The following is a 24,841-nucleotide window of genomic DNA, read 5'->3' as shown; positions in this document are numbered from 1 at the left end:
CCTCTACTCGCAGCGCTCCAGCAACGCCCGCAGCGCGTCGGCCACCACCTCCCGCGTCCCCGGGTCCAACGGCTCCAGCAGCCTCGCGTAGCGCGCCATGTGCTCGGCCAGCATGGAGTCCACCAGCACCCGGCCCGCGTCGGTCAGCTTGATCCGCACCACCCGCCGGTCGGTCCCGTCCGGCACCCGCTCCACCAGGCCCTTGGCCGCCATCCGGTCGATCCGGTTGGTGATCGCCCCTGCCGTCACCAGCGCCGCGTTCAGGAACGCCCCGGCGGTCAACCCCTCCGCGCCGCCCGTCCGGCGCAGCGTGGTGAGCACCTCGAACTCGCCCGGCTCCAACTCGAAGTGCGCCAGGAACTCCTTGAGCTCCCGCTCCACCAGCCGCGCCAGCCGGGCCACCCGCCCCAGCACGGCCACCGGCGAGGCGTCCACGTCCGGCCGCTCCACCTGCCACTGCGCCAGCACCAGGTCGACCTCGTCACCCATCGAAACCCTCCCGTGTTTCAACCCCGAACACCTCGCCGCGGAACTGGTCGGAACACCGGATGTGCACGATGAAATCATCGGCGGCGGAATCCGCCCCGGCCTCGGCCGGACAGGGCGAAACGCTCCGAAGTCCCCCCACACCCATGCTCGCGCCCCGCGCCGCGGCGAGGGCCGTTTCCCGCGAATCCACCACCCACCGCCGAGGCACCGCTCCCGCCGGCGGACCAACCCGTGCCCCCGAACGGCCCCACGCCGGGCGATCCGGGCTCGGTGCCCGTCTTCACGGGGGTGGACGACGCGGACGCTCGGCGCGTGTCCCGGAACTCCCGGCCGTCCTAACCGGACGGGTCGGCGACCAGGCGGAAGAGGTCGCGCGTCGGGTGCACCTCGACCGGGATGCCCGTCCCGACTTCGACGACCTCCTCCCCGGCGACGAGGTGGCTCGTGGTGAACGGCGGCCGGACGCCCAGCCTGTCGTCGTCGGGGACGTACCCGCCGAGACCGGCCAGCAGGGCCAGGGGACCGGCGCACACGACCAGGAGCCCGAGCCCGGTCCAGACCGGCTGCTCGAAGAAGCCCGGCGGACGACTCACCGGCCCTTCGGCCTCGGGTGTCCCACCGCCGGGAGGGGAGCCCGAAACACTTCGCGAGCGTCCTGACACCGGCGGGACATTACGGACCTGATCCGGTCGTCGTGGGGGAATCGGGCGTAGTGCGGCCGATCGCGGCGGTGACGCCGCGTCCGCCGTCCGCCTGGTCCCATCGGTGCTCGGCCATCATCCCGGGCGACTTCGCACGACGACGTCGCACAACGGAGAACGAGTCCGGGGGCAGGCGCTCAGTCCCGGCCCAGCTCCTCGGTCGCGGTCCGCCCGGCCTCGGTGGTGCGCCGCAGGAAGTCGGCCAGCAGCGCCAACTGGTCGTCGTCGTAGCCGGCCAGCAGGCCGTCCAGCGCCGTGCTCATCCCCGCGTACAGGCCGAGCAGCTCCGCGTTGCGGTCCTTCAACGCCCGCACCAGCACCGCCCGCCGGTCCGGCCCGTCCGGGTCGCGTTCCCGCGCCACCCAGCCACCGCGCTGCAGGCGGTCCAGGATGCCGGTCACCGTCGCCGGGTGCAGACCCGCCCGGCGGGCCAGCGCGGACGGGGTCAGCGGGCCGTGCTCCTGCACGATCTCCAGGCAGTCCAGGTCTACGTCACGCAGCTCCAACCGGGCCCCCACCTGGTGGTTGAGCAGCGACATCTGGTTGCGCAGCGCACGCAGCGACGCCTTGATCCCGGCCGCCGCCCGGCGCCGCGACCACCCAGAATTTATGGAAGTCATATGATATGCTCTCCGTATCGTATCTGCACCAGGCAAAGCGTATCCGGGGGAACAGCACATGACCGTCCTCGTCACCGGCGCGACCGGCACCGTCGGCCGCCACCTCGTCCACCAGCTCCTCGCCGCCGGCCACCGGGTCCGCGCGCTCACCCGCGACCCCGCCCGCGCCGACCTGCCCGACGCCGCGGAGGTCGTGCGCGGCGACACCACCGACACGGCCTCGCTGCGCGCCGCGTTCGACGGGGTCACCGCCGCCCACCTGATCAACTTCGGCCATACCTACCACCCCCTGGCCAACGGGCCCGGGATCGTGGCCGCCGCCCGGGACGCCGGCATCCGCCGCGTCACGCTGCTCGGCGGCTGGCAAGAGGGCACCCTCGAACCCGCCGTCCGTGCCAGTCCGCTGGAGTGGACCCAGCTGCGGCCCGGCGAGTTCATGGCCAACACCCTCGCCGACTGGGGCCCGCCGCTGCGCGCCGACGGAGTCATCCGCGAACCCCACGGCGACCGCCCGAGCGCACCCGTCCACGAAGCCGACATCGCCGCCGTCGCCGCCACCGCCCTGACCGGCGAGGGCCACCACGGCAAGACCTACCCGCTCACCGGCCCCGAACTGCTCACGCCCCGGGTCAAGCTCCGCCACCTCGCCGACGCCACCGGCCGCGACCTGGTGTTCGAGGAACTCACCCCCGAGCAGGCCCGCGCGCTGTGGACCGAGCACCCGCCCGCGTTGCAGATCTTCCGCATCGCACCCGGCGGCCCCGCCGAGAAGGCCGACTTCGTGCTGCGCCTCTACGGCGACATCCCCGCCGAAGGCCGCACCCTCACCGACACCGTCGAACGCGTCACCGGCCGCCCCGCCCGCACCTTCGCCCAATGGGCCACCGAACACGCCGACGCGTTCCGACCCGGACAGGCCTGAGCGCACCGGACGCCGCGCACCGTCGGTGCCGTACGGGAGGAGACGGCACCGACGGGAGGGGACCGCGACCACAGGACCGCCCGGGTCGCCGTCGCCGCTGCTAGGCCGAGCGGTGCAGGGTGATCGTCGTCCACGCGCCCACGTGGACGCGGTCGCCGTCGGACAGCGGCCGGGGGGTGTTGGGGCGCAGCGGGTCGTGCGCGCCGTTCACCGTCGTCCCGTTCGTCGAACCCAGGTCCACCACCGACCAGCCGTCCTGCGTGGACACCAGCAGCGCGTGGCTGTGCGACACCCCCGGATCCTCGGGCGGACCCACCAGGTCCACGGTCGGGAAGACACCCCGCGACCGGCTGCGCCGCCCGATCGTCACCTGCGGGCCCACCAGGTCGAACCGGCGCGCCGGGCAGAACTCCGGGAACGCGACCGCCGCCGCGTCCGGTCCGCCCGCGGCCACCACCCGCTCGAAGTAGTCGCGGTCCGCCTCCACCGTCGCGTGCCAGCGCTCCGGCGCGTCGGGCACCGGAGCGGCCGGGGTCGACGGGAGGCCGGAGGGCACGGGCGCCAGCGAGTCGTGCCCGCAGTCCTCGCAGAACCTTCCCGTGCGCACCGCCCCGCACGCCGGGCACGTCTGCTCCTCCGCGGAGGAGGCCACCGCCGCCGGAGCGGCCGGGACGGCCGTGGCCCCGGCGGACTCCAGCGGCGCGCCGCACACGTCGCAGTAGTCGTCGGTGGTCGTGGCGTGGCCGGCGGGGCAGGTCGCCATCAACGGCCCTTCCCGACCCGCTTGGTCACCGTCGACCGGGTGTCCAGGGTCATCTCGTCCGCGTCCGCCACCCGTGCCCGCAGCTTGACCGTGCCGCGCACCGGGTCCTGCACGTCCACCACCTTGGCCAGCAGCTTCGCCGTGTCGGAGTTGCCCGACTCGTGCGCCAGCCGCACCGCCCGCCCCAGCCGGGCCGTCGCGGTCTCCACGTCACCGGTCTTGCGCGCCTCCAGGCCCTCCTGGATCGCCTCGGCCAGCTCCGCCTGCCCGGTGTAGTGCGCGACCTCGGCGTTGATCTTCGTCGACAGCGCCGTGTCGTCGGTCCACACCGCCAGCACCCTGCCCTGCCCCAGCACGTCCCCGCCCGGACCCACCAGGCTCACCCGCGCCGCCAGCATCCGGTCGCCCACCCGCGCCGGGTTGACCCGCACGCACAGGTGGTAGTCGCGGCTCTCCGCGCCGCCCCACGCGCCCGTCGGGTAGTCCCCGGTGCGCGCCGCCGACTCCACCCGCCGGTCGGTCAGGTCCAGCAGCCCCGGCGAGGCCTGCTTCAGGAACAGCACCCGCGAACCCTCCGGCGTCCACAGCCGCAGCGACACGTCGGCCAGCGCCTTGTCCATCGCGGTCGACGTCATCGCCCGGAAGTCCTCCGCCAGGTTCGCGGGATCCGCCACGATGTCCACCGTGCCCAGCAGCGCCTCGGAGATCCGGCGCAGCTCGGCCACCTGCCAGTCGGTGCCCACGCCCCGGCAGTCGCCGGTGAACCGGCCCGCGACCTGGTCCAGCACCGCGGTCAGCTGGTGCGGCGTCTCGTGCTGGTTCTGCCCGTCGGTCAACAGGATCGCGTGCTTCGGGCCGCCCTGGTGACCGGCGAACACCCGGTCGGCGAGCAGCAGCCACTGACCCATCGCGGTGCCGCCGTCCGCCCGCAGCCGCGCCACCGCGCGCCTGGCCGCCGACCGGGTCGCGGGCGAGGCCCGCACCAGCCCCGGCTGCTCCGGGTACACCATCCGGGCCTGGTCGGTGCCCGCGACCACGGCGAACGCCACGCCGTCCCGCAGCGTGTCCACCGCCGCCTCGGTGGCCTGCTTCGCGGCCGCGAGCTTCGTCGGCGGGTACCGCATCGACCCGGAGGTGTCCACGACGATCACCTCCGCCGCGTCCGCCGACGGCACCGCGACCGCGTCCGCCTCACCGGTCGCCGACACCGTCAGGATCGCGTTCACCTCCGCCGCGCCCTCCGGCAGGTACTCGTTCTGGAACACCTCGACGGCGAACTCAAGCGCCATGCCCACCCCGCAGTTGAACGACTACCACCGTGATGTTGTCGTGCCCACCGGCCTTCAACGCGACCTCCACCAGCTCCCGCGCCACCTCGACCGGCGCCACCCCGCGCGGCAGGACCGCCCACAGGTCCTCCGGCTCGGGCAGGTAGTTCCACAACCCGTCGCTGCACAGCACCAGCAGCCCCGGCGTCTCCAGCCGGAACGTCACCGCCTGCGGCGCGTCCAACGCCGAGTCCGCGCCCAGCCACCGCGACAGCACGTGCGCCCGGCGGTCGGTGAGCGCCTCCTCCTCGGTCAGCACCCCCTCCGCGACCAGCTGCGCCGCCCAGGTGTCGTCCGTGGTCAGCCGCGCCGCACCCGACTCGCCCACCAGGTAGGCCCGGGAGTCGCCCACCCAGCCCACGGTCGCCGACTCGTCGGTCACCACCGCCGACACGAACGTGCACGACGGCGCGACCTCCTCCGCGCCCGGCCGCGCCAACCGGCCCACCGCCGCGTCGGCCGCCAGCGCCGCGTCGCCGGTCGCCTCCTCCGGGTCGGCCCCGGACTGCACGGCCGTCAGCAGCAGGTCCACCGCCGTGTCCACGGCCACCTGCGAGGCCTGCTCGGCGCGCTCGGAGGACGCCACCCCGTCGCACACCACCGCCGCCACCCCGCGCCCGCGCACCCGGCCGAACGCCATCGAGTCCTCGTTGCGCTGCCGCCGCCGGCCCCGGTCGCTCACCCCGGCCAACCCCGGCAGCACGTACTCCACCCGGTCCCGCGCCGGGGGCCGGTCCCGCCCGCACCGCCCGCAGAAGCCGTCCGCGTCGAACCCGCCACCGCACGCGCACCGCGCGTCCGCCACCGCCTCCGGTCCGCCCACGGGTGTGCGCTGCACCCGCAGGTTGCGCCCGCACTCCTCGCAGAAGCGGTCCTGCGGCGACACCGCCGACGCGCACTCAGGGCACGATTCCACCATCACACCAACGTCCTGGGACGGACCGCGTTCGCGCGGTCGACGAGCGCGATGCGCTGCTCCGGGGTGTCGGCCAACCGCGCCAACTGCCGGTAGCAGCGCTCCAGCCCCGACCGCAGCCCCACCTCGGTGAGCTCGCAGCCCGACAACCGGCCCGCCGGCGTGGAACCGTCGGCGGGCAACGACTCCAGCGCCGTGCGCAACAACTCCGCGGTCAACTTCGCGCGCCGCGCCACATCCAGCTCCAAACCCGACAACCTCGTTCCCGCCGCCACCACGTCCACCAGCCCGCCACCGGCCTGCGCCCGCACCGCCGCCACCTGCGCCGCCACGTGGTGGCTGGAGGTCTCCGGCACCGAGTGCAGCACCCGCACCGCCGCCTCCCGCCCACCCGAGGCCAACAGCACCCTGGCCAACCCGAACGCCGCGCTCACGTACGCGTGGTCGGTGCGCCACACCACCCGGTAGTGCGCCGCCGCCGTCACCGGATCCTCCGCCAGCTCCGCGCACAACGCCAACGCCAGCTTCGGCCCGGCCTCGCCCGGCACCACGTCGCACACCCGCTCGAACGCCTCGCGCGCCCGCGCGGTGCGGCCGTCGACCAACGCCGCCAGGCCCCGGTACCAGTCCGGCCGCCAGTCGTCCGGCGCGGGCACCTGCGGATCGTCCGGGTCGAACAGCGACGGCGTGGCCAACTCGTCCAGCTCCGCCTCCGCCTCGGCCACCCGGTCCGCCTCGACCAGCGCCCGCACCACCTGCAACCGCACCTCCACCGTGGACACCGGGGCCGCCCGCAACGCCGCCACCGCCTGGTCCGGATCACCCGTGGTCGCGGTCGCCAGGAACCCCGCCGCCGGGTCCGCCGCGTCCACCTGGGGCACCGGCAGCCCGGCCGCCGCCGCCCGCGCGTCCGGCGCGCCCTCCGTGCCGAACGCCCGCCGCTCCGGCGTGAACTGCCGCGACAGCCCCGGCCGCGGCACGTCGTCCTGCTGCGCCAGCACCTCCCGCAGCACTCCGGTCAGCTGCTCGGCCATCTCCTCCGCCGAGGCGAACCGCTGCTCCGGGTCGCGGTGCGTGGCGCGCCCGAGGAACCGGCGGAACGAGTCGTGCCGCGCCAGCACCGGCTCGTCGTCCGCCGACGGCAACGACTCCCGGTGGGCGCCGCGGAAGTCGAACGGGAAGCTCATCACCGCCAGCGCCCGACCCACCGTGTACAGGTCGGAGGCCACCGAGGGGCCGATCGTGCCGATCTCCGGGGCCTGGTAGCCGATCGTGCCGTAGATGGGGGAGTGCCGGTCGTCGATCCGCCGCACCGCGCCCAGGTCGATCAGCTTGAGCTGCTCCTCGGTCTGGATCACGTTGTCCGGCTTGAAGTCGCAGTACAGCAACCCCACCCCGTGCAGGTAGCCCAGCGCGGGCAGCACCTCCAGCGCGTAGGCGATCGCCTGCGCCACCGGCAGCGACTCGCGTCCCGTGCCGTCCGCCCGCAACGCCTTGATCATGTCCTTGACCGACGTGCCGCCCACGTACTCCATCACGATGTAGTCCACCAGCTCGCCGGACGCCCGGTCGGCGTGCCGCACGAAGTTGTGGATCTTGACGATGTTCGGGTGCTCCACCTCGGCCAGGAACCGCCGCTCCGCCATCGCCGCCGCCATCGCGTCCGCGTCGCCGGAGTCCAGCAGGCCCTTGAGCACCACCCACCGGTCGTTCACCGCGTGGTCGGCCGCCAGGTAGATCCAGCCCAGCCCGCCGTGCGCCAGGCACCCGAGGACCTCGTACTGCTCGTGCAGCACCTCGCCCGGCGCCAGCTTCGGCGTGAACGAGTAGCGGTGGCCGCAGTGCGCGCAGAACCCCTCCACGCGCCCCGGCCGGCCGTCCTTGCCGCGCCCGACCTCCTTGCCGCAGCTGGAGCAGAACCGCTTGGCCTCCGGCACCTCCGGGTCGGCCAGCACCGCGGTCTTCGGGTCGCGGTAGGGGATGCGGGGTACCTCCACCAGTCCCGCGCCGAGCCTGCCGCGCCCGGACGACCGGGTGGAGGCCCGCCGCGAGCGACCACTCGAGGAGGTCGACGTCGACGCCGTCCACGGAGCCGTGCCCGGACCAGTGCCCGGACCAGTGCCCGGTCCGGTGTCGGGCGACACGGGCGCGGCGGGAGCCGTGCCCACCAGCACCGGTGCCTCCAGGCCGCACCGGTCGCAGAACCCGTCCTGCTCGACCCCGCCACCGCACGCCGGTCGTGGACACGTCCTCATCGCGCCGCCTCCGTCCGGTCCAGGACCGCCCGCTGGTAGCGGGCCACCGCCACCGTGCCGGCCCGCAGGTCGCACGGCGCGCTGTGGAGCGCGTCGCGTGCCGCCCGGTGCAGCGCCGCCAGCCCGGCGTCCTCGGCGTACCCGCGCGCCGCCGCCTTGGCCCGGTAGGCGTCCAGCCGGCCGCGCAGCTCGGAGCGCCGGTCCAGCGACCCGGCCAGCTGCGCCGCCACCGCGCGCACCCGCGCCAGCACCGTCCCCGCCGCCGACTCCACCTCGGCCACCTCCCGTTCACCCACCTCGGGGAAACGCGAACGCAGCCCCGCCAGTGCCCCGACCGGCCCGGAAACCTCCGGTACGGCCGGGTGCTCCCCGGCGATCCCGGTCACCACCCGCTCCCGCAGCGCCACCGCCGCCGCGCGCACGTCCGCCGCCTCCGCCAGCGTCGCCGCCACCGCGTCCGCCCGCGCGGCGAACCCCTCGTGCAGCCCGGCGACCTCGGCGACCCGTGCCGCCAGCCCGGCCACCCCCGGATCGGGCGTCAACGGGTCGGCCACCGCCCGCGCGTGCGCCGCGGCCACCTCCGACCGCAACCCGACGACCGCCGCCGAGTCCGCCAGCGCGGCCAACCGCCCGCCCAACGGGTCGAGCAACGCCAGCCGCCGCGACCAGGCGTCGTGCACCTCGTCGAACAACGCGGTCAGCTCCGCGTACCGGGCCTTCATCCGCTCCACCAGCTCCGCCAGCGTGATCCGCTCCGCCGCCACCGCCGGGCCGGTCAGCGTCCGCACCGGGGCCTGTGCCGCCAGCACCACCTCCGGCCCGGTCAGCAGCCGCCGCAACTCCGCCGGGTCACGCGTGGCCGTCGCCTGCGCCAGCACCGCCCGGTAGGCGTCGAACCACTCCCACAGCCCGACCACCGCGGCGTTCGCCGACTCCCACCGCCGCGCGCTCACCCCGGTCAGGCCCGCGCCGCGCAGCAGCCGGTGTCCCGGGTGGTCGTCCATCGCCAGCAGCGACTGGGCCACCCGATCGCTCTCCGCGCTCAGTCTGGCCAGCTCCGCGTCGGCGTCCATGCCGGCGTCCATCCCCACATCCGTTCCCGCGTCCACGGCTCAGTCCCGGTACGCCGCGACCGGCGGCGCCGGCGGCGTACCCAGCCACCGGCGGTGGATCGACGCCCACGTGCCGTCCGCCCGCAGCCGTTCCAGCAGCGCGTTGACGAACCGCACGAAGTCCTCGTCCTGCTTCGGGAACGCCATCCCGTAGGGCTCGGCGGTGAACGGCGGCCCCACGATCTTCGTGTACGGGTCCTGCGCGGCGAACCCGGCCAGGATCGTGTCGTCGGTGGAGATCGCGTCCACCTGACCCTGCTGGAGCATGACCAGGCAGTCCGTCCAGTTCGGCACCGACACGGCGATCGGCTCGGACGGCGCGTCGGCGACGTTGGCCAGCGAACTGGACCCCTTCGTCGCGCACACCCGCCGACCGCCCAACGACTCGATGCCGGTGACGTCGGACGTGCTCGGCACCAGCACCCGCTGCCCGGCCTGGTAGTAGATCGTGGAGAAGGACACCTTCTGCCAGCGCTCGCAGTTGACGGTCATCGTGCGCACCACGATGTCCACCTGGCGGTCCTCCAGGGCGGGGATGCGCGCCTCCGACGTCAGCACCTTGAACTGGATCCGCGTCGGGTCGCCGAAGACCGCCCGCGCGACCTCCCGGGCCATGTCGACGTCGAACCCCTCCAACTCGCCGGAGAACGGGTTGCGGAACCCCATCAGGTAGGTGTTCTGGTCGACCCCGACGATCAGCCGGCCGCGGTCCTGGATCACCTTCATCCTCGACCCGTCCGGCATCTGCCCGGCCGGCGGCAACCCGACGGGCCGCAGGCTAGCGGTGGCGTCGCACGACTCGGGCCCGGCCGCCGTGCCGGACGGCACCACCGACTCCGTGACGTCGGCGGGCCGCGGCGGCACCACCGACCCGCCACCGATCCCCGGCGCCCCGCTCGGCACCGGAGCACACCCCGTGACCAGCGCGAGCACCGCCGCGAACGCGATCACGCCACCCGAACGCCGCCCTGTCACCGGTACTCCTTCAACCGCTGCCACAGCCCCGCCGTGGACGCCGCCGCCGTCAGCAACGCCAACAGCACCACCACCGGCACCGCCCCGGACAGCGCGCCCCGCGCCCCGGCGATGGTGTCGGTCAGCTCCGCCCGCGACCGGCCCAACGCCTCCACCAGGTCGGCTCCCAGCTTGTCGAACGCGACCGCCGCGCCGCCCGCGTCGGACCCCAGGGCCAACCCGACCGCCGTGGTGTACTCGCCCTTCTCGTCGGCCTCCCGCACCTTGGCGTGGGCCTGCTGCCACTGCTCGTAGTGGTCGCCCGCCTGCCGCACCGCGGAGGTCGGCGGCTGGTGCCCGGCCTGGTCCAGCAGGCCCTTCAGCTCGCCGCTCACCTCGGCGTACCGCTTCTCGTAGAGCGTCCCGCTGCCCCGCGACACCAACGTCAGCATCTCGTTGCCCCGCGCGGTCAGGGTCGCGATCCGGGCGCGGGCCAGCACGTCCACCGCCGCGGCGCCGTCCTTGCCCGCCGACGCGTCCGACACCACCACCAGCGACGCCACCAGCACCCACAGCAGCGACACCACGCACGCCACCGAAGCCGCCACCAGCCCGACGTTGAACACCCGGTTCGTCCGGCGCGTCAGGTACCGCTGCGCCATCACCAGCGCCGCCAGCAGCAGCGTGCCCAGCAGCGCCTCCAGCCACGGCCACGCCCCGGCGTCCTCCAGGTCCCGCACCACGTTCCGGGTCTCCACCCGGTACAGCTCCTGCGCGGCGGGCAACAACCGCGAGCGCATCAGGTCCGACGCCTCCCGCAGGTACGCCGCGCCCACCGGGTTGCCCTGCCGGTTGTGCGCCCGCGCCGTCTCCACCAGCCCCGTGTACACCGGCAGCTGACCGGACAGCGTCGACAGCGCGGTGGACAGCTCGGGGGAGCGGGTGATCTCCCCGGTCGCGGTGGACAGCGCCGCCGCCGCCTTCGCCACGTCCGCCTCGTACCGCCGCCGCAGGTCCGCCGACTCGACACCGCCGGACAGGAACGCGCTGGCCGCCGTCGCGTCCGCGTCGGCCATCGACCGGTAGACCTCCTGCGCGGCGAACGCCAACGGCTCGCTGCGGTCGGCCAACACCTCCAGCGCCGCCGAACGGCGCTGCACCGCAACCGCCGTCAACGCGCCCACGAGCAGGCTCGCCACGATCAGCAGCAGCGCCACCAGGCTCAACCGGCCCGGTGTGCTGCGGGCCAGGCCGGTCACCCGGCGCACGACACCGCGGTTCCGCTGAGCCTCGACCAGCACGACCGCCCCCTTCCCGGAGTGATCCGCGCCACTCGCCGCACCGCTAGCGTAGATCGAAGTCGGAGTCGCGGGGGCCGGTTCGCGCCACTGGCCAGGTGACCGCGACCCGGCGTAACTAGGCTCGACGCCGTGATGGTCATCGCGCACCTCAGCGACACCCACTTCGACGGCGACCCGCGCGCCACCGGACGCGCCCGCCGCGTCATGGACTACCTGGACGCCCTGCCAGGTCCGCTGGACGCGATCCTGGTCAGCGGCGACATCGCCGACCACGGCCTCACCCCCGAATACGAACTGGCCCGCGAACACCTGGTGTCGAAGTTCCCCGTTCTGCTGCTCCCGGGCAACCACGACGTGCGTGGAAGTTTCCGGGAAGTCCTGCTGGGCGAGCCGCCGGGCACCGCTCCGGTCGACCGGGTCGCGAAGATCGGCGACGCGGTGTTCGCGCTGTGCGACTCCAGCATCCCCGGCCGCGCCGACGGCCTGCTCGCCGACGAGACCCTGGACTGGCTGGAGTCCGTCCTGCGCCAGGGCGCGCCGACGTTCGTCTGCCTGCACCACCCGCCGGTCGCGGTGCACGAACCCGGCATCGACCGGATCCGGCTCAACGACGCCGACCGCCTCGCCGCCGTCCTCTCCCGCCACGACAACGTGGTCGCGGTGCTGTGCGGGCACGCGCACGCCGGGGTCGCCACCACCTTCGCGGGCACACCGGTGCTCGTCGCGCCCGGCGTCGTCTCCACCCTGCTGCTGCCGTGGGAGTCCGACCGGTTGGTCGACCGCGACCTGCCGCCCGCCGTCGCGTTCCACGTCCTGGACGACGAGGGCAGGCTCACCACCCACTTCCGGGTGGTCGCCTGAACCTCCCGGACCTCGGCCGCCGGCACGGCCTGACCACCGGCCGAGCGGGCGCACGGGGGTGGCGTGCCGACCTCGCGCCGGAGGCTAGGACCGTGGTGGCAGCGGCAAGGGGAGCGCGGGCAGGCCGTCGATGCTCCGACCGTTGAAGTCCTTGCCCTCGCAGTAGGTCGCGAACTGCTCGTCCGTCTTGCGCCCGAAGAACTCCGAGTGCAGCGCCCGCTCCTCCCGGTAGTCCATGAGCGGCACGGCGAAGCCGCACGTGTCGCTGATCAGCTTCGCCGTGACCACCACGACCGCCCGCAGCCCCGGCCCGTCCGCCTCCCCGAACCCGGCCACCAGCGAGGCGAACCGGGGATCGTCGCGGAACACCGGCTCGCCCGTGCCGTGCACGCGCACGATGTTCGGCGGACCGTCGAACGCGCACCACATCAGCGTGATCCGCCCGTTCTCCCGCAGGTGCGCGATGGTCTCCGCGTGGCTGCCGCCGAAGTCCAGGTAGGCCACCCGCTGCTCGTCCAGCACCCGCCACGTCCCCGCCCGGCCCTTGGGCGAGAGGTTCACGTGCCCGTCGGCCGCCAGCGGCGCGGTGGCGGTGAAGAACACCGGCTGCGCCTCGATGAACTCGCGCAGCCGGCCGTCGATGCGCTCGTAGACCTTGCCCATACCGCCAGTATCACCGCCGGACCCGGCGGCTGGTGAGGACGCACGTCACGCCTCTCAAGCCGTCGAACGCGCACCCGCCGCCGCGGCCACGTCGGACCGGGCCCACCCGGAACCCGGTGCGCGGGAACCTTGTTGCCCACCGGTCGGCGCCATGACGAGACTCCCCGCATGGCACCCGAGATCCGGCGGTCCCTCGTCCTGCACACCCGATTGCGCCGCGACCCGCACGCCGTGCTGCGCAGGATGCTCGACCGGGTGCCGCCCGGCATGGGGTTCGACGAGCCGGTGGCCGAACTGGAGACCCGGATCGCCGAACTGCTCGGCAAGCCCGCCGCCCTGTTCTTCCCCTCCGGCACGATGGCGCAGCAGAGCGCACTGCGCGTGCACGCCGACCGACTGGGCCGCCGCACGTTCGCCGCCCACCCGCAGACCCACCTCGCGCTGTGGGAGGAACAGGCCTGCAACGCGGTGCACCACCTGGTGCACCGCCCGGTCGGCGACCACCACGGCCTGATCACCCTGGCCGATCTCGACGAGATCCACGAGCCGCTCGCCGCGCTGCTGCTGGAGCTGCCGCAGCGCGAGATCGGCGGCCTGCTGCCCACCTGGGACGACCTGGAGGCGCAGACCGGGTGGGCCCGCGCACGCGGTGCGGCCGTGCACATGGACGGCGCCCGCCTGTGGGAGTCGCAGCCGTTCTACGACCGCCCGCACGCCGAGATCGCCGCCCTGTTCGACACCGTCTACGTCTCGCTCTACAAGGCGGTCGAGAGCGCACGCGGCGCGATCCTCGCGGGCGACGAGGAGACCATGGCCGAGGTCTCGGTGTGGCGCACCCGCCTGGGCGGCAAGCTACCCGACGCGTGGCCGCTGGCCGTGGCCGCACTCGTCGGCATGGAGGACACCCTGCCCCGGATGGGCGAGTTCCTCGCCCACGCCCGCGCGATCGCCGCCGCCGTCAACGCCGACGGCTACGCCCGCACCAGACCCGAGGTGCCGCAGACACCGCTGTTCCACATCCACCTGCCCGCACCGAGGGAAGCCGTGTCCGCCGCCGCACGCGCGATCTTCGAGGAAACCGGCGACGAGCTGCCGTTGCACGCCCGCGCGGGGTCCGAACCGGGCCGCAGCTCCATCGAGCTGACCATCGGCCTGACCGCCCTGGAGTTCACGCCGCAGGAGGTCGCGGCGCTGATCCGCCGACTTCGCTGAGTGCCCGTGCCAGCAGTTCCCGCTCCGCCGCGTTGCCCGCCAGCGCCAACGCCCGCCGGTACGCCCGCGCCGCCTCGGCGGGCCTGCCCAGGCGGCGCAGCAGGTCCGCGCGCACGCCGTGGAACAGGTGGTAGGAGTCCAGGGACAGCCCGTCCACCAGGTCCAGCGCGACCGCCGGCCCGTCGACCTCGGCCACCGCGACCGCCCGGTTCAGCGCCACCACGGGGCTCGGCGTGAACGCCCGGAGCTGGTCGTAGAGCGCGACGACCTGCCGCCAGTCGGTCGGCGGCGGGTCGCTGTGCACGGCGTTGATCGCCGCCTGGACCTGGTACGGGCCGGGCCGGCCGCGGCGCAGGCACCACCGCACCAGGTCCCGCCCCTCGGCCAGCAGGGCGGCGTCCCACCGCGACCGGTCCTGGTCGGCCAGCCGCACCAGCCCGCCGGTTTCCGACGTGCGGGCCGCCCGCCGCGCCTCGGTGAGCAGCATCAACGCCAGCAGCCCCACGACCTCCGGCTCGTCGGGCACCAGCCCGGCCAGCAGCCGTCCCAGCCGGATCGCCTCCGCGCACAGCTCCTCCCGCACCAGGTCGTCACCCGAGGACGCCGCGTAGCCCTCGTTGAAGATCAGGTACAGCACGGCGAGCACCCCGCGCAGCCGGTCGGGCAGCTCGGCCTCGTCGGGCACCCGGTAGGGGATGCGGGCGTCGCGGATCTTCGCCTTCGCCCGCACCAGCCGCTGCGCCATGGTCGACTCCGGCACCAGGAACGCCCGCGCGATCTCCGCCGTGGTCAACCCGCCCAGCAGGCGCAGCGCCAACGCCACCCGCACGCCCGCGCCCAGCGCCGGGTGGCAGCAGGTGAAGATCAGCCGGAGCCGGTCGTCGGGCACCACGTCCTCCTCCGCCGGCTCGTCGCGGGCGTGCAGCAGCGCCGCCTGCGCGTGCTTGTCGTCCCGGCGGGCCTCCCGCCGCAGCCGGTCCAGCGCCCGGTTGCGGGCCGTGGTGATGATCCAGCCCGCCGGGCTCGGCGGCACACCGGTCTCCGGCCAGCGGCGCACGGCCTCGGCGAACGCGTCCTGGACCGCTTCCTCGGCGATGTCGATGTCGCCGAACACGCGGACCAGTACGGCCACCGAGCGCCCGTACTCCCGGCCGAAGACCCGCTCGACCGGTTCCGTCCCGGCCGGTTCCGGCACGACGTCAGCCGGTGGTCACGTGGAACGGCCGCACCTCGACCGGCAGCGTGCACGCCGCGCTCATCCGACGCCCCCACGCCAGCGCCGCGTCCAGGTCCGGCACCTCCACGACGCTGAACCCGCCGATGTACTCCTTCGCCTCGGCGAACGGGCCGTCGGTCACCACGATCTCCTCGCCCTGCGGCCGCAGCGTGGTCGACGCCTCCGGGCCGTGCAGCCCACCGGCGAACACCCACACCCCCGCCTCGCGCATGTCGGCGTCCACCTTCTCCACGTCCCGCGTGATCAGCTCCAGCTCCTCCGGCGTGGGCTGCTGACCGCCGGCGGGTTCGACCACGCTGATCAGGTAGTGAGTCATCAAGTCCTCCTTCGAGTGGGTTTCCCACCCTCTACACGAACGGCCCACGCCCGGATCGACACACCGCGTCGACGAATTTCGCAGCCCGGTTTTCCGCCCCCGGATCTCCGCGCCCGGGCCTCGCTCACCGCGGCACCGGTCCGCCGAGCACGACCAACCGCGTCGTCCCGGTCACGAGTGGTGCTCCAGCACCTGGTTCAGCAGCCGGACGAGTTGTTCCCGGTCCTTCCGCGGCAGGGCCGCGAGCAGCGCCTCCTGGGCCCGCGCCAACACCTCGTCCAGGTGACGCAGGTGCGCCGTGCCCGCCTCGGTGAGCGTGACGACGTTGCGCCGCCGGTCGCCCGGGTCGGGGGACCGCTCGACGAAGCCGCGTTCGGACAGCTCGTTCACCGTCGCCACGACGTCACTGCGGTCCACCCCGCCGCGCCGTCCCAGCTCGGCCTGGCTGGTCGGGCCGAACTCCTCCAGCGTCGCGAGCAGCGAGTAGTGGTAGCGGCGCGCGCCCTCCGCGCCGAACCCGTCCGCCACCAGCCGCTGCGCCACCGTCGCGGTCTGGTTGAGCAGCCAACTCGGCGTCCCGCGCAGCCGCGCGGGCGCACCCCTGGTCTCCATGCGGCGCAGTCTAGCCACTTGTTGGCCGCGCCAACGATCAACCACCGGTGGTCGACCAGCGACCAGCGACCGGCGACCGGCGACCGGCGACCGGCGGTGATCGACTGCCGACGATCCGACTGCCGACGGTCAACCGCGCTCGGCGTGCCGGAGCGCGGGCCGCACGGGCTGGCGGATCACCGTCCGGAGCTTGGCGGGCTCGGTCCGGCGCGGGTCGCCGAGGTAGACCTCGTGGTGCAGCCCGCCGAAGGTCAGGCCGTGGGTGTCGAAGTACTCGTCGTGCAGGTTCGCCAGCAGGGGAGCCTCGTCGTCGTACGACCCGACGTGCAGGACCTGGGCGCTGCGCCCCTCGTGCAGCGTCAGGTGCCGGATGTCGGCGATGGCGGGCAGCTTCTTCTTCGCCAGCGCGGCCTGCCGAGCGTTCCCGACCAGGTCCGGGGTGATCCAGGGCGGCTGCGCGATGAGGAGCGTCCAGTTCCAGGAGTCCTTGGCGGCCACGGTGAACGCCTCCGGGTCGTCGGCCCACCACAGCCCTTCCAGCGGCCCGACCACGAAGTCCCGTCCGGCCTCGCGCTTGCTCGCGAACTTGAGCGTGTAGGCCACGGCGTAGAGCGCCTCCACCGCGCGGGTGTAGGCCGGGGCGGTGTTGGGGTTGCCGGTGCCGTCGATCGCGACGAACTGCTGTTCGGGCACGTCCACGAGCTCCCAGGTGGTGTTCTTCGGCGCGTAGAACTCCTTGAGCTCCCGCTTGAGGTCGTACGTGGCCATGGTCAGCCTTCCGGTGGGGTCGACGTGCTTCCGAGCGACGCCCGGTAGGCGGACAGCCAGGCGCGTTCGGCGGCGAGTTGGGCGAGCGAGTAGTCGAAGATCGCGCGGACGAACTCCGGGGCGTCGGGCTGCGCGTCGGCGGCGGCCCGGACCTCGCGGTGCCGTCCGGCGAGCGCGGTGGCGCGTCGCTCCAGCGCGGCGTGCAGGCGTCCGGGCGGGATGGCGGGCTGGTTGGCCAGCCCGACCAGCAGCGGCGGGAACAGCGGGAGCGGCTCCGCGATCGCCCGCTCGGCCGCCTCCGCGCAGGCCCGCCGCCCCTCGTCCGTTGCGGCGAACACCCTGCGCCCGGTCGTCCGACCGCCTGCCGACGGGCCGGCCTGGGTGATCAGTCCCCGGTCCCGCAGCTTGCCCAGCAGGTAGTAGATCGAGCTGAAGCCGATCTCGGTCCAGTCCCGCATACCGCGCGCGGTGATGACCTCCTCCAGCTGGTAACCGTGCCGCGGCGTCTCCACGATCAGGCCGAGCAACGTCAGCTCGGCCGGGGTCAACGAGGGGGCCATGCCGCCTATTCTAGTACTAGAATAGGCGGCGGTGCGACGTTCAGGCGTGCGGGCCCACCGACACCGCGCCGACGGTCAGCTCCGGGCGTCCTTCCAGGAACTCGCCCACCCGTTCCACCCGCGCGTCCAACCCACGCCGCTGCGCCGCGGTCAACTCGCCGAACGGCTCCACGGTCACCGCGATCCGGCTGCCGGACCGCCGCTGGTGCCACACCCCGGCGACCACCCCGTCCACCAGCAGCACCGGGTAGTTCCCCGCTTGGCCGCCCGCCAGCGCCCGCTGCCAGGCCCGGCCGGGGAACAGCTGCTCACGTGGGTGGCTGCCCACCACGAACGCGTCGAAGTAGGGCAGCAGCCACACCCCGCGCGGCGGCTCGTCCGGCCACTCGGTGTCGCCGCGCACCACGAAACCGCCCGCCACCTCCGTCACGTCGGCCTGCTCGAACACCTCGTCGACGAACCGGCGCGGCGCACCGAGCCACCGCGCGAAGTGCTCGGGCGTCGCCGGGCCGTAGGAATGCAGGTAGCGGTGCAGGAGGTCGACCGCCCCGTCCGGCTTCGGCGTCACGCCGGGCAGCCAGCGCTGCGGGCTGGTGTACGCGGTCCGGCGGCCCTTGTTCGGCGCGAAGCACATCGCGCCCCGGTTCGTCGCCGCCGTGATCGCCTCCGTCCAGCGCGGCCACTTGTCCTGGAACGCGTCCTTCACCCGGTCGCCCGCCCACGACCCGGTCCGCGCCACCACCGCGTCGGTCAACTCCTCGGTGGTCAGCTCCGCCTCCCGCAACGCGTCCGCGATCGCCGCCACCACCGCGTCGGTCTGCTCCGCGGTCAGCAGCTGGGGCCGGTCCGCCAACCGCCCCTGCGCACCCAGCCACACCGGCAGGTCTTCGGTCGGCAGCAGGTGCACGGTGCCGCGCGGCCCGCGCGTCTTCACCAGCGTCCGGTCCACCCAGATCGCGTCACGCACCCGCTGACGCGTGATCCCCGGGATCCGCAGGCCGATCGACAGCTCGGCGGCCGACATCACCTGGGCGTGCGCCCCGCACATCGCCCGCACCACCTCGGCCGGCGAGGAGCCCGGCACGGTCAGGAAGTGCCGGGCCATCCTCCGGGCAGTCCGTCGGGCGTCCGCGCTCACGACCGCGTCCCGACCGAACCGAAGAACGTCGAGACGTCCGCGGCGAACACCTTCGGCACCTCCATCGCCACGAAGTGGCCACCCGGCTGTCCTTCCGGCCAGTGCACGATGTCGTTGTGCCGCTCGGCCAGCCGCCGGATACCGGGCGGGCCGCTGTACACGCCGGTCGGCGCCGACTTCTGCCCCTCCGGCCAGCGGAACCGCTCGTTGCCGTACATGAACCACGACGACGACCCGGACGTGCCGGTCAGCCAGTACAGCGTCACGTTGGCCAGGAGCAGGTCACGGTCGATGGCCTGCTCCGGCAGGTCCACCGTGATGGTGAACTCCTGGAACTTCTGCATCATCCACGCCAGCAGGCCCACCGGCGAGTCGTGCCAGCCGTACGCGAAGGTCTGCGGCGCGGCCCGCAACAACGTGTGGTGGTCCACGCCCGCGCTCATCCACTCCTGCATCCGCGCGAAGAACGCCGACTCCTCGGCCGTCAGGTCGTCGTCCTCGGTCGGGAACCCGAGCCCGCCGTTCACGTACACGCCGACCACATGTCCCGGCGCGGCCTTCGCCACCTCCGGCGCGATGTACGCGCCCAGGTCGCCGCCCTGCACGCCGTACCGCCCGTACCCCAGCCGTGCCATCAACGCCGCGAACACCCGCCCTGTCCGGGCGACGTCGAACCCGTCCCCGGGAGCCTGGGAGAACCCGAAACCGGGGATGCTCGGGATCACCAGGTGGAACTCCCGCAGGTGCCCGATCACGTCCACGAACTCCACGACCGAGTTCGGCCAGCCGTGCACCAGCAGCAGCGGCAACGCGTCCGGGTTCGCCGAGCGGACGTGCAGGAAGTGCACCTCCGACCCGTCGACGTCGGTCAGGAACTGCGGGAACGCGTTGAGCCGCGCCTCCACCGCCCGCCAGTCGAACCCGTCACGCCAGTACGCCGCCAGTTCCTTCAAGTAGTCCACCGGCACACCCCGGTCCCACCCGCCGCCGGGCAGTTGCGGTGCCCACCGGGTGCGGTCCAGGCGGGACTTCAGATCGTCCAGGTCGGTCTGCGGGATGTCGATGCGGAACTCGCGGATCTCGTTCACGACGACAACGCTAGAAGCCATCCAGGTCAGAACATGTCCTACATCGGCGTCCGGCTACCGTGATCACATGTGGATCGAGGAGGACACCGCCGTAGGGCAGTTGCGGGCCCGCGTCCGCAGACCTGCGGACGGGCCCGCCGTGCCCGGACTGGTGTTCGTCGACGGCTCCGGCAACTCGGCGCTCGAAGACCACGGCGACTGGCCGCAGTGGATCAGCTCCTGCGGCGCGGCCGTGCTGTGGCACGACAAACCCGGCAGCGGACCGTCACCGGGCAACTGGCGGCACCAGTCGCCGGCCGACCGCGCCGACGAGGCCCTGGCCGCCGTGGACGTCCTGCGGTCGTGGCCCGGTGTCGACCCCGAACGGATCGGCCTCATCGGCTGGAGCCAGGGCGGCTGGGTGTCGCTGCTCGCCGCGGCCACCGGCAGGGTCGACCACGTCGTCACGGTGTCCGGTCCCGGCATGTCGATGGCCGAGCAGGAACGATGGCGCATCGAACGGTCCCTCGTGCTGGACGGCGTGCCCACCGAGGACGCCATGGCGTGGGTCGACGAACGCACCCGCCGCCTCCGCGCGGGGGAGTCGCCCGCCCGGATCATCGCGGACCAGGAGCGCTTCCGCGACCGGCCGTGGTACCCGCAGGTGTCGCTGGTCTACGACGTGGAGGAGCGGCTGGGGTTCTTCGCCCGCAGCATGGACGTCGACCCGGCCGGACAGCTGCCCCACCTCGCCTGCCCGGTGCTCGCCCTGTTCGGCGGAGCCGACGACATCATCCCCGTGCCGGACAGCGTCGTCGCGTTCGCACCGCACGCGACCGGCCTCGCCGTGTTCCCCGGAGCCGACCACAGCCTGTTCACCGCCGACCCGGCACCCGACGTGCCCCGCGTCGAGCAACTCGCCCCCGGCTTCCTGCCGATGCTCAGGGCGTTCCTGGCCGGCTGAACTCGGCGACCGGCAACCCCGGCTCGGGCTCGAACGTGCCCACCCGGCGGAACCCCAGCCCCTCGTACAGGGCGATCGCCGGCGCGTTGGCCGCACCCGTGGCCACCACCGCCGGACCTCCCTCGGCCAGCACCGCCCGCACCAGCCGCCGCGCCAGGCCACGCCGGAAGAACCCCGGATCCACGCACAGCCGGGCGACGTCCAGGACCCCGTCCACCCGTGCCCACGCCACGAACCCGGCCAGCGTCCCGTCGACGTGTGTGCCCAGCCACCGCAGCGGCCGGGCACACATCCCGTCGACCGTCTCGTGCAGCGCGGGGATCGCCCTGGACCCGATCAGCTCGGCCTCCACCGCATAGGACCGCAGCCCCACCCGGTGCACGGCACGCGCCACCGCCCCGTCCGACAGGTCCAGCCCGATCACGTCCGGCCCGGTCACGCCACACGCTCCACCGTCTCGACCGACTGCCACCCCGAGATCCTCCGCACCACGACGGTGAGGAACACCGCCGCACCCGCCGCGAACACCGGCAACAGCACCGCCGCGACCCGCACGACGGTCCGCGACGTCTCCGGGTCCTGGATCGTGAGCAGGGTGAGCACGAAGTAGGCGTGGCCGCCCAGGTCGTAGAGCAGCCACAACACCCACCACCGGTGCACCGCCGCCCGAGGCTCGCCGTCGGGCGCACAGGCCGCCCAGACATCGGCCACCACCCGACGCGGAACCCACAGCCCCACGACCGGCAGCCACCCCCAGACCGCCCAACCCCGCCCATAGCGGTGCCGGCCCGGGACACGCTCGGCGTTGGACCTGGCGCGCCACAGCCACAGCACGATCAGGATCGCCGCCACCGGCCGGGCCACCCGCGACACGCCGCCGACCGCGTCCACGACGCCCGTGACCACGGCACCCGGCCCCTCGTCCGTGGTGACCAGGTAGAACCAGCTCCACACGGAGAACACGACCTCGGTCGCCACCACCACCCAGACCGCGACCAGCCCCGCGACACCGACGCCGCGCACGTGCTCGACCATCCGCCCCCCACTGAACGACGGCGGGAGGCTACCGCTCCGGTCAGGCGTCGAGCAGCGGAATGAGCTGCTCCTCCTCGTAGGTCAGGTGGGCTTCCAACTCCGCGATGAGCCCGTCGACCCGTTCCAACAGGTCGTCCCCACCGTCACCGGACACCACCGCGCGCAGCTCGTCCAGCAGCTGCGCGACCCGCTCGTGCTCGGCACGCAACCGGGCGAACGCGGCGTCCATTTCCGGGTACCGGTCGTTGAGCGCCGGGAACATCCCGGTGTCCTCCACCCGGTGGTGGAACGCCAACCCCTGGCAGAAGGTGAGGCAGTTGACCCGCAACTGCGCCCCCAGCCGGGGACCGGCCGCCGCCACCTCGGTCCGGATGACGGCGAGTTCCCGCCGGAACGCGTCGTGCACGACCCGGAGCCCCTCACCCATCGACTTCACGTTCGACGGCCCGCCCGAGACGTGCTCCAACGCCACCACCGGCAGCACCCGCGTCGTTTTGGCCTGGTACTCGCCCCACCCGGGATCCGCCTCCACCGCCCGCGCGAACACCGCGTCGCGCTCCTCGCCGGTGAGGACGGTGGCCTTCGCCTCGTAGGTGAACGCGCCGTCCTCCACCGTCGCACGCGGTTCGGCCAGCAGGTTGTGGTACCAGTCCGGATGCTTGTCCGACCCGCCGGCGGACCCGATGACCAGGATCCGGTCACCGTCCGGCAGGTACCCCAGCGGAGTGGTGCGGGGCTGCCCGGACCGCGCGCCGGTGGTCGTCAGCAGGATGAGCCGGCCCCCTTCGAAGAACCCGCCCACGCGACCGCGATTGGCCCGGAACTCCTCGATGACCTGCCGGTTGAAATCAAGCGCCATATGTTCGTCCGTTCTCCAGGGTTGATCGGCTTCAAGAACTGAGGAAGTCGTCCCGCGCACGCGCGCGGTTCCCGGAGAACAGGCGGACCCCTGGCCCGCCCGGCGCTCAAACCTGAGCCGGGTGCCCGTCTCGGTAATGGCCAAAGGCCGACCCGGCAGTCACGAGATCACCGTAGCACGGCCTCGGGAAACCCCGGTACGGCTGCCGTTCCTGCCCGGTGTTCGTTGTGGGTGCGCTTCGAGGCGGGGCCTCACCGCGGGAAGCCGTGCCGGAGCACCCCCGGCGACCGGCGTGCCCTGGGTGCCATTGGCGAGCATATTTACCGCCGATAGTGATCACGCACTTGATCGACGAGCGCGGGCAAACCGACCGCACCCGCGGCCGATTCGCGGCGGCACAGCGAGGTCCGTCGGTACGGCGGCGGGAAATTTACATTTTAACAGTACTCGACAGTCGGACGATGTCGCCGACTACCGGCCCGGTTCGGTCGATTCCCGCACAAGCCCGCAGCCCCACGAGACGACCGTGTCCTCCCGCTTATAAATGACCCTGACCAGCACTTTCACCGGATTTGATCGCGCTATGCCGATCTCCGCCGAAGCTTGCCGAGGCTTCCATATGGCGGGCTGCCACCGACTCGGTCGGTCACCCGAGCGCCGATCCGGAGTCGCCGTCTTTGCGACTAAAGGCGGTACCGGGCTGAGGCTTACCGGAACACTCTGGGATGCACCGGAATTATCCGGCGTCGGTCACGTACAACGTGCCCGGCACAACCCACTGATCGGCGCGGTCATCCCCGCGCTTCCCTGTGAAAGTGAGTTGCCGGTATGCGCAAGATCGTCAAGGGGCGACGTTTCGTCGCCCGCTCCGCCATCGCCCTGCTGGCCGGAGCCACGGCCGCCGGTTTCCTGGCCGCCCCGGTCGCCTCGGCGGCCGGTGTCGACGGGTACGCACCGGAGGTGGCGCAGTCCGCGGTCGCCGACATGACCGAGCGGGAGGGGATCTCGCCCGCCGCGGCGATCGAGATCCTGCGCACGCAGAACGCGAGCGTGCGCACCCTGGACCAGATCAGCGACAAGCTGGGCGACCGCACCGCCGGCGTCTACCTGGACGCGAAGGGCAAGCCGGTGGTGAACGTGCTGGACGCCGCCACCGCCGACGAGGTCCGCGCGTCCGGTGCCGAGGCCAAGCTGGTCCGGCACTCCACCCAGGCGTTGGCGTCCGCCCAGAGCACGTTGGAATCGGTACCCGCGGTCACGCACACCTCGATCGGGTTGGACCCGAAGACCAACCAGGTCGTGCTGAGCGTGTCGGACGCGGCCACCGGCGGCGACCTCGCCGCGCTGCTGCGCACCGCCCACCGGCTCGGCGACCGCGTGCGGGTCGAGCGGGTCACCGGCGAGATGCACCTGGCCATCCTCAACGGTGAGGCCATCACCGGCGGCGGAACCCGCTGCTCGGTCGGTTTCAACACCAACAAGGGCGGCCAGAACTACATCGTCGACGCCGGGCACTGCACCCGCGTGGTGTCGCAGTGGAACGTCGGGCCGTCCCAGGGCGCCAGCTTCCCGACCAACGACTACGGCCTGATCCGGAACACCACGGGCAGCGCTCCCGGCGCGGTCACCCTGTGGAACGGCTCCAGCCAGAAGATCAGCTCGCACGCGGCGGCGACGGTCGGGCAGCGGATCCAGAAGAGCGGCAGCACCACGCGCCTGACCTCGGGTTCGGTGCAGCGGCTGAACGTCACGGTGAACTACTCCGAGGGCTCGGTGCACCAGCTGATCCAGACCAACGCGCTGGCCAACCCCGGTGACTCCGGTGGTTGCCTGTTCTCCGGGAGCGTCGGGCTGGGCATCACCTCCGGCAAGGGCAGCGGGACCTCGTACTACCAGCCGGTCGGCGAGGCGCTGACCGCGTACGGAGTGACGCTGAACAGCTAGGAACGACAACCAGGAACGACAACCGGGAACGTACCTGTCAGCAGGGGCGTGAACGGAGAGGTCATTCTCGTGACCTCTCCGTTCACGCCCCGCTTCGCTGTATCCCCTGCTGCGGGCGATCGACCCGCTCCGGCACACGACCCTCGACCTGGTGAGCCCAAGACAAAGGCAAGGAGGCGTTGCGCACTCCTTGCCACTCTCAACATATAGCGCACAGGGGCTCTTGCCGCAAGACCCGGGTTGT

The 24,841-nt window shown here is 73.3% G+C and carries 26 protein-coding genes; 5 read left to right on the top strand and 21 right to left on the bottom strand.

From position 1 onward, the window contains the following. Positions 1-3 precede the first annotated feature (3 nt). The 3 genes from FHS29_RS37515 to FHS29_RS00485 all read right to left on the bottom strand — a co-directional run bounded on the left by FHS29_RS37515 (position 4) and on the right by FHS29_RS00485 (position 1,810). Positions 4-489: a MarR family winged helix-turn-helix transcriptional regulator gene (locus tag FHS29_RS37515; protein ID WP_184687165.1), complete on the bottom strand. Its 486-nt coding sequence runs from the start codon at positions 487-489 to the stop codon at positions 4-6. 335 nt (positions 490-824) lie between these two features. Continuing rightward, positions 825-1,082, bottom strand: coding sequence for a hypothetical protein (locus FHS29_RS00490; RefSeq protein ID WP_184687163.1), 258 nt, complete (start codon positions 1,080-1,082; stop codon positions 825-827). Positions 1,083-1,327: 245 nt separating this feature from the next. Next, positions 1,328-1,810, bottom strand: coding sequence for a MarR family transcriptional regulator (locus FHS29_RS00485; protein ID WP_184687162.1), 483 nt, complete (start codon positions 1,808-1,810; stop codon positions 1,328-1,330). Positions 1,811-1,868: 58 nt separating this feature from the next. Here FHS29_RS00485 and FHS29_RS00480 point away from each other — a divergent pair, with 58 nt between their 5' ends. Continuing rightward, positions 1,869-2,732 carry an SDR family oxidoreductase gene (locus FHS29_RS00480; protein WP_184687160.1) on the top strand — a complete coding sequence of 288 codons (864 nt, stop codon included), beginning with the start codon at positions 1,869-1,871 and terminating at the stop codon, positions 2,730-2,732. Positions 2,733-2,832: 100 nt separating this feature from the next. Here FHS29_RS00480 and FHS29_RS00475 read toward each other — a convergent pair whose 3' ends face one another. Genes FHS29_RS00475 through FHS29_RS00445 form a run of 7 tightly spaced genes read right to left on the bottom strand, consistent with a single transcriptional unit; the run spans position 2,833 to position 11,361 of the window. Then, complete coding sequence (locus FHS29_RS00475) at positions 2,833-3,495, bottom strand: FHA domain-containing protein (protein ID WP_184687157.1); 663 nt, start codon at positions 3,493-3,495, stop codon at positions 2,833-2,835. Next, complete coding sequence (locus tag FHS29_RS00470) at positions 3,495-4,784, bottom strand: vWA domain-containing protein (RefSeq protein ID WP_184687155.1); 1,290 nt, start codon at positions 4,782-4,784, stop codon at positions 3,495-3,497. Before FHS29_RS00470 ends, FHS29_RS00475 begins: the two co-directional genes overlap by 1 nt. Then, on the bottom strand, positions 4,774-5,742 hold the full coding sequence (locus FHS29_RS00465; protein ID WP_184687154.1) for a PP2C family protein-serine/threonine phosphatase: 969 nt from the start codon (positions 5,740-5,742) through the stop codon (positions 4,774-4,776). The genes FHS29_RS00470 and FHS29_RS00465 overlap by 11 nt, the downstream gene beginning before the upstream one ends. Continuing rightward, positions 5,742-7,994: a serine/threonine-protein kinase gene (locus FHS29_RS00460; protein ID WP_184687152.1), complete on the bottom strand. Its 2,253-nt coding sequence runs from the start codon at positions 7,992-7,994 to the stop codon at positions 5,742-5,744. The genes FHS29_RS00465 and FHS29_RS00460 overlap by 1 nt, the downstream gene beginning before the upstream one ends. Beyond that, positions 7,991-9,079, bottom strand: coding sequence for a hypothetical protein (locus tag FHS29_RS00455; RefSeq protein ID WP_184687150.1), 1,089 nt, complete (start codon positions 9,077-9,079; stop codon positions 7,991-7,993). Before FHS29_RS00455 ends, FHS29_RS00460 begins: the two co-directional genes overlap by 4 nt. 27 nt (positions 9,080-9,106) lie before the next feature. Continuing rightward, positions 9,107-10,081, bottom strand: a complete 975-nt coding sequence (locus FHS29_RS00450; protein ID WP_184687148.1) for a glutamate ABC transporter substrate-binding protein — start codon at positions 10,079-10,081, stop codon at positions 9,107-9,109. After that, a complete protein-coding gene (locus FHS29_RS00445) occupies positions 10,078-11,361 on the bottom strand; it encodes a GlnX family signal transduction membrane protein (RefSeq protein WP_312864672.1) in 1,284 nt (427 codons plus the stop codon). The genes FHS29_RS00450 and FHS29_RS00445 overlap by 4 nt, the downstream gene beginning before the upstream one ends. A 132-nt stretch (positions 11,362-11,493) precedes the next feature. Here FHS29_RS00445 and FHS29_RS00440 point away from each other — a divergent pair, with 132 nt between their 5' ends. Next, positions 11,494-12,222, top strand: coding sequence for a metallophosphoesterase (locus tag FHS29_RS00440; protein WP_221455310.1), 729 nt, complete (start codon positions 11,494-11,496; stop codon positions 12,220-12,222). Positions 12,223-12,306: 84 nt separating this feature from the next. Here FHS29_RS00440 and FHS29_RS00435 read toward each other — a convergent pair whose 3' ends face one another. Further along, entirely contained in the window at positions 12,307-12,885 is a 579-nt protein-coding gene (locus FHS29_RS00435) for a pyridoxamine 5'-phosphate oxidase family protein (protein WP_184687146.1), read from the bottom strand. A 168-nt stretch (positions 12,886-13,053) separates the two neighbouring features. Between FHS29_RS00435 and FHS29_RS00430 the strand changes: the two genes are divergently transcribed. Continuing rightward, entirely contained in the window at positions 13,054-14,097 is a 1,044-nt protein-coding gene (locus tag FHS29_RS00430) for a threonine aldolase family protein (RefSeq protein WP_184687145.1), read from the top strand. Here the strand turns inward: FHS29_RS00430 and FHS29_RS00425 are convergent. The 7 genes from FHS29_RS00425 to FHS29_RS00395 form a co-directional block, all read right to left on the bottom strand. Continuing rightward, positions 14,054-15,292 (bottom strand): RNA polymerase sigma factor, encoded by a 1,239-nt coding sequence (locus FHS29_RS00425; RefSeq protein ID WP_184687144.1) that lies wholly within the window; start codon positions 15,290-15,292, stop codon positions 14,054-14,056. The two genes, FHS29_RS00430 and FHS29_RS00425, sit on opposite strands and share 44 nt — an antisense overlap. A 4-nt stretch (positions 15,293-15,296) precedes the next feature. Then, positions 15,297-15,650, bottom strand: coding sequence for a YciI family protein (locus FHS29_RS00420; protein ID WP_184687143.1), 354 nt, complete (start codon positions 15,648-15,650; stop codon positions 15,297-15,299). 171 nt (positions 15,651-15,821) lie between these two features. Next, positions 15,822-16,262 (bottom strand): MarR family winged helix-turn-helix transcriptional regulator, encoded by a 441-nt coding sequence (locus tag FHS29_RS00415; RefSeq protein WP_184687142.1) that lies wholly within the window; start codon positions 16,260-16,262, stop codon positions 15,822-15,824. 129 nt (positions 16,263-16,391) lie between these two features. Beyond that, a complete protein-coding gene (locus FHS29_RS00410) occupies positions 16,392-17,030 on the bottom strand; it encodes a GyrI-like domain-containing protein (RefSeq protein WP_184687141.1) in 639 nt (212 codons plus the stop codon). A gap of 2 nt (positions 17,031-17,032) precedes the next feature. Beyond that, complete coding sequence (locus FHS29_RS00405) at positions 17,033-17,590, bottom strand: PadR family transcriptional regulator (RefSeq protein ID WP_184687140.1); 558 nt, start codon at positions 17,588-17,590, stop codon at positions 17,033-17,035. Between the two features lie 40 nt (positions 17,591-17,630). Next, positions 17,631-18,695 carry a winged helix DNA-binding domain-containing protein gene (locus tag FHS29_RS00400; protein ID WP_184687139.1) on the bottom strand — a complete coding sequence of 355 codons (1,065 nt, stop codon included), beginning with the start codon at positions 18,693-18,695 and terminating at the stop codon, positions 17,631-17,633. 29 nt (positions 18,696-18,724) lie between these two features. Continuing rightward, a complete protein-coding gene (locus FHS29_RS00395) occupies positions 18,725-19,837 on the bottom strand; it encodes an epoxide hydrolase family protein (protein WP_184687137.1) in 1,113 nt (370 codons plus the stop codon). A gap of 46 nt (positions 19,838-19,883) precedes the next feature. On the opposite strand from FHS29_RS00395, the gene FHS29_RS00390 reads away from it, so the two are divergent. Further along, the gene (locus FHS29_RS00390; protein WP_184687136.1) at positions 19,884-20,759 is read left to right on the top strand and encodes an alpha/beta hydrolase family protein; all 876 of its coding nucleotides are present in this window, start codon (positions 19,884-19,886) and stop codon (positions 20,757-20,759) included. Here FHS29_RS00390 and FHS29_RS00385 read toward each other — a convergent pair. Genes FHS29_RS00385 through FHS29_RS00375 form a run of 3 tightly spaced genes read right to left on the bottom strand, consistent with a single transcriptional unit; the run spans position 20,737 to position 22,653 of the window. Beyond that, the gene (locus FHS29_RS00385) at positions 20,737-21,198 is read right to left on the bottom strand and encodes a GNAT family N-acetyltransferase (protein WP_184687135.1); all 462 of its coding nucleotides are present in this window, start codon (positions 21,196-21,198) and stop codon (positions 20,737-20,739) included. The genes FHS29_RS00390 and FHS29_RS00385 overlap by 23 nt on opposite strands. After that, on the bottom strand, positions 21,195-21,794 hold the full coding sequence (locus FHS29_RS00380) for a DUF4328 domain-containing protein (RefSeq protein ID WP_184687134.1): 600 nt from the start codon (positions 21,792-21,794) through the stop codon (positions 21,195-21,197). Before FHS29_RS00380 ends, FHS29_RS00385 begins: the two co-directional genes overlap by 4 nt. Before the next feature lie 40 nt (positions 21,795-21,834). Continuing rightward, positions 21,835-22,653 carry a nitroreductase/quinone reductase family protein gene (locus FHS29_RS00375; RefSeq protein ID WP_184687133.1) on the bottom strand — a complete coding sequence of 273 codons (819 nt, stop codon included), beginning with the start codon at positions 22,651-22,653 and terminating at the stop codon, positions 21,835-21,837. Between the two features lie 828 nt (positions 22,654-23,481). On the opposite strand from FHS29_RS00375, the gene FHS29_RS00370 reads away from it, so the two are divergent. Next, on the top strand, positions 23,482-24,597 hold the full coding sequence (locus FHS29_RS00370; protein WP_184687127.1) for a S1 family peptidase: 1,116 nt from the start codon (positions 23,482-23,484) through the stop codon (positions 24,595-24,597). The last annotated feature ends 244 nt before the right edge of the window (positions 24,598-24,841 follow it).

It is taken from the genome of Saccharothrix tamanrassetensis (genome assembly GCF_014203665.1).
In the GTDB taxonomy this organism is placed as follows: domain Bacteria; phylum Actinomycetota; class Actinomycetes; order Mycobacteriales; family Pseudonocardiaceae; genus Actinosynnema; species Actinosynnema tamanrassetense.
Note: the sequence above shows the minus strand (reverse complement) of the source record. Positions and strands in the feature narration are given on the sequence as shown.

Excerpts from the sequence above, each read along its gene's own strand:
- FHS29_RS00440 (WP_221455310.1), top strand. The coding sequence starts at position 11,494 with ATGGTCATCGCGCACCTCAGCGACACCCACTTCGACGGCGACCCGCGC.
- FHS29_RS00370 (WP_184687127.1), top strand. The coding sequence starts at position 23,482 with ATGCGCAAGATCGTCAAGGGGCGACGTTTCGTCGCCCGCTCCGCCATC.
- FHS29_RS00455 (WP_184687150.1), bottom strand. The coding sequence starts at position 9,079 with ATGGACGCCGGCATGGACGCCGACGCGGAGCTGGCCAGACTGAGCGCG.
- FHS29_RS00415 (WP_184687142.1), bottom strand. The coding sequence starts at position 16,262 with ATGGAGACCAGGGGTGCGCCCGCGCGGCTGCGCGGGACGCCGAGTTGG.
- FHS29_RS00475 (WP_184687157.1), bottom strand. The coding sequence starts at position 3,495 with ATGGCGACCTGCCCCGCCGGCCACGCCACGACCACCGACGACTACTGC.
- FHS29_RS00430 (WP_184687145.1), top strand. The coding sequence starts at position 13,054 with ATGGCACCCGAGATCCGGCGGTCCCTCGTCCTGCACACCCGATTGCGC.
- FHS29_RS00435 (WP_184687146.1), bottom strand. The coding sequence starts at position 12,885 with ATGGGCAAGGTCTACGAGCGCATCGACGGCCGGCTGCGCGAGTTCATC.
- FHS29_RS37515 (WP_184687165.1), bottom strand. The coding sequence starts at position 489 with ATGGGTGACGAGGTCGACCTGGTGCTGGCGCAGTGGCAGGTGGAGCGG.
- FHS29_RS00420 (WP_184687143.1), bottom strand. The coding sequence starts at position 15,650 with ATGACTCACTACCTGATCAGCGTGGTCGAACCCGCCGGCGGTCAGCAG.
- FHS29_RS00395 (WP_184687137.1), bottom strand. The coding sequence starts at position 19,837 with ATGGCTTCTAGCGTTGTCGTCGTGAACGAGATCCGCGAGTTCCGCATC.
- FHS29_RS00410 (WP_184687141.1), bottom strand. The coding sequence starts at position 17,030 with ATGGCCACGTACGACCTCAAGCGGGAGCTCAAGGAGTTCTACGCGCCG.
- FHS29_RS00485 (WP_184687162.1), bottom strand. The coding sequence starts at position 1,810 with ATGACTTCCATAAATTCTGGGTGGTCGCGGCGCCGGGCGGCGGCCGGG.
- FHS29_RS00465 (WP_184687154.1), bottom strand. The coding sequence starts at position 5,742 with ATGGTGGAATCGTGCCCTGAGTGCGCGTCGGCGGTGTCGCCGCAGGAC.
- FHS29_RS00380 (WP_184687134.1), bottom strand. The coding sequence starts at position 21,794 with ATGGTCGAGCACGTGCGCGGCGTCGGTGTCGCGGGGCTGGTCGCGGTC.
- FHS29_RS00390 (WP_184687136.1), top strand. The coding sequence starts at position 19,884 with ATGTGGATCGAGGAGGACACCGCCGTAGGGCAGTTGCGGGCCCGCGTC.
- FHS29_RS00375 (WP_184687133.1), bottom strand. The coding sequence starts at position 22,653 with ATGGCGCTTGATTTCAACCGGCAGGTCATCGAGGAGTTCCGGGCCAAT.
- FHS29_RS00400 (WP_184687139.1), bottom strand. The coding sequence starts at position 18,695 with ATGGCCCGGCACTTCCTGACCGTGCCGGGCTCCTCGCCGGCCGAGGTG.
- FHS29_RS00480 (WP_184687160.1), top strand. The coding sequence starts at position 1,869 with ATGACCGTCCTCGTCACCGGCGCGACCGGCACCGTCGGCCGCCACCTC.
- FHS29_RS00460 (WP_184687152.1), bottom strand. The coding sequence starts at position 7,994 with ATGAGGACGTGTCCACGACCGGCGTGCGGTGGCGGGGTCGAGCAGGAC.
- FHS29_RS00405 (WP_184687140.1), bottom strand. The coding sequence starts at position 17,590 with ATGGCCCCCTCGTTGACCCCGGCCGAGCTGACGTTGCTCGGCCTGATC.
- FHS29_RS00470 (WP_184687155.1), bottom strand. The coding sequence starts at position 4,784 with ATGGCGCTTGAGTTCGCCGTCGAGGTGTTCCAGAACGAGTACCTGCCG.